The following is a 2,761-nucleotide window of genomic DNA, read 5'->3' as shown; positions in this document are numbered from 1 at the left end:
GACCGTGCGGCTGCGCGGCGAGGTCGCGCACGCCCTCGACGCCGACCGGCGCGCCACGGCGGCGGCCGAGCTCGCCGAGGCCGCGCGCGCGGGGGCGTTCACCCTGCGCCCCGTCGACACCCCGTGGTACGGCGCGACGCTGCTCAGCGACACCGAGGCCGCCGACGCGCTGCGCCGCGTCGAGCGGCTCGCGGCCGAGGACGGGCTCGCGGGCGTCGAGCGCCGCATCGCCGAGGTCGCGGAGGTCACCGGCTTCACGCCCGCGACGACGCTCGCCGCGTGGGCCGAGCAGCTCGACGTGCTGCACGGCGTGCGCGGGGCCCTCGACGTCTTCCAGCCGCTCGTCTTCGAGCGCAGCCCGGCCGACATGGTCGCGGCCACGGCCAGCAAGCACTGGCGCACCGAGCACGGGACGCCGATGGGCTACTGGCTGCGGCGGCGCCTGCGCAAGCAGGCCAAGGACCTGCTGCGTCCCGGCCGTCCGGTCGCCGACCTGCACGCCGCGCTCCTCGACGTCCAGCGCCAGCGCGAGATCTGGCAGGCGCACTGCCCGGCCGGGGGCTGGCCGCGCCTGCCCGAGGGCCTGGCCGAGATCGAGGCGGAGCACCGCGAGGTGCGCGCCGACCTCGAGGCGCTGGCCCGCGTCCTCGCGAGCACGCCCGAGGGCGGCGAGCTGCTGACCCGCCCGGTCGCCGAGGTGCGCGAGCGCGTGCAGCGGCTGCTGGCCGCGCGCGACAGCCTCGCCGCGCTGCCCGAGCGCACCCGGCTCGTCCGGTCGCTGGTCGCCGACGGCCTCGGCGACCTCCTGGACGACCTCGCCGACCGCCGGGTCCCCGCCGACCTGGTCGGCGCCGAGCTCGACCTCGCCTGGTGGTCCACCGTCTTCGAGCAGGTGCTCGCCGCCGACCCCGCGCTCGCCGGGTACGACGGCGCGACCCTCGGGCGGCTGGCCGACGAGTTCCGCGAGCTCGACGTCGCGCACACCGCCGCGCTGTCCGGACCCGTGCGGGCGCGCGCCGCCTCGCACGTCCGGACCGCCATGGCCACGCACACCGAGCAGGCCGAGGCCCTGTTCGCCGAGCTCGTCGAGGACCGGCTGACCGGCCTGCGCGAGACCTTCGAGCGGTACCCCGACGTCGCCCGGCGGCTGCGCCCCGTGCTCGCCGCCGCGCCGATGCTCGTGCCGCAGGTGCTGCCCGCCGCCCGCACCGTCGACCTCGTCGTCCTCGACGCCGCCGCCCACCTGCCCGTCGAGGTCGCGCTGCCCGCGCTCGCGCGGGGCCGGCAGGTCGTCGTGGTTGGGGACCGCCGCTGCGCGTCCGGCACCGCCGTGCGCGAGCTCGCCGAGGTGCTGCCGACCGTGCCGCTGCGCGCGGACGCGTCCCGCCGCGACCCCTACCTCACGGCGTTCCTCGCCGCCCACGGCTACGCCGACGTGCTGTCCCCGACGCCGCTGCCGACCAGCGCCGCGACCGTCGGCCACCACCTCGTCCCCGACGGCACCGGCATGCCCGACGGGTCCGGCGCCGTGCAGAGCACGCGCGCCGACGTCGACCGCGTCGTCGAGCTCGTCATCGAGCACGCGCTCACGCACCCCGAGGAGTCCCTCGCGGTCGTCACCGCGTCCGCCCTGCACACCGCGCAGGTGCGCGAGGCCGTACTGTCCCAGGTCCGCGACTCGCCGTCGCTCGCCGCCGCCCTCGACGGGTCCCGGCACGAGCCGTTCGTCGTCACCGACCTCACCAGCGTCGCCGGGCTGCGCCGGGACGCGCTGATCGTGTCGCTCGGCTTCGGCCGCACCCCGCACGGGCGGGTCCTGCACCGCTTCGGCCCGATCAGCGGACCTGGCGGGGACGCGCTCCTGCTCGCCGCCCTCGGCGTCACCCGGCACCGTCTCGACGTCGTGTCCTGCTTCGCCACCGCGGACATCGACCCCGAGCGCCTGCGCGGCCCCGGCCCGCGGCTGCTCGCCGACCTGCTGCGGTTCGCCGAGCTCCGCGCCGCCGGCGAGACCGAGGAGGCGGTGCTCGCCACCTCGCCGCGCGACGAGACCGCGGACGCCGCCGCGACCGCCGCCCGCACCGAGGCGACCGACGACACGCACGAGGTCGAGCCGGTGGCTGCCCCTGTCGCCGAGGAGGTCAAGGCGCCCGCGCACGCCCCCGACCGCCTCGTCGTCGACCTCGCCGAGCGGCTGTGGCGGCACGGCCTGGTGGTCGAGCTCGACCACGGCCTGCCCGGCGGGCTGCACCTGCCGATGGCCGTCGGGCACCCCGACCTGCCCGGCGAGCTGCTGGTCGCCGTCCTCACCGACGACGACGCCTACCTCACCGAGCCGAGCATCCGGGTCCGCGACCGCCAGGTCGCCGAGCGCCTGGAGCGGCTGGGCTGGACGGTCGTGCGCGTGTGGTCCGCCGCCGCGTTCCTCGACCCCGAGGCCGAGGTCGACCGCATCCGCCGCGCCCTGCACGCCGTCGCCGACCGCCGGGTCGCGCAGGCGCAGGAGGAGCGGCGCCGTGGGATGCTGCTCGTCCCCGGCCCGCTGCTGGACGACGACGGCACCGGTCCGGCGCCGACGCTGACCGGGTTCGCCCTGGTCCCGGGCGCCGACCTGCCCGCCGGTGGCGGCACCGGCCCCGGTGAGCGCCGGGTCGACACCACGCAGCCGCCCACCGGGACGCTGCCGAGCGTCGCGCCGGCGGCCGCTCCCGCGGAGGCCACGGACGCCACCCCGGCGGACACCGCCGGGTGGCGCCCGCCC

Annotated in this window: 1 protein-coding gene; it reads left to right on the top strand. The window is 78.5% G+C overall.

The window, feature by feature from the left end; all coding sequences use genetic code 11:
* Window positions 1-2,761 (top strand): PDDEXK-like endonuclease domain-containing protein (locus EBM89_RS21630; protein WP_500778895.1); only part of this gene is annotated, 2,761 nt, incomplete at both ends.

Source organism: Cellulomonas triticagri (assembly GCF_003696205.1).
GTDB classification, from domain to species: Bacteria; Actinomycetota; Actinomycetes; order Actinomycetales; family Cellulomonadaceae; genus Cellulomonas; species Cellulomonas triticagri.
The sequence above is the reverse complement of the archived record's forward strand: the minus strand, read 5'-3'. Positions and strand labels throughout refer to the sequence as shown.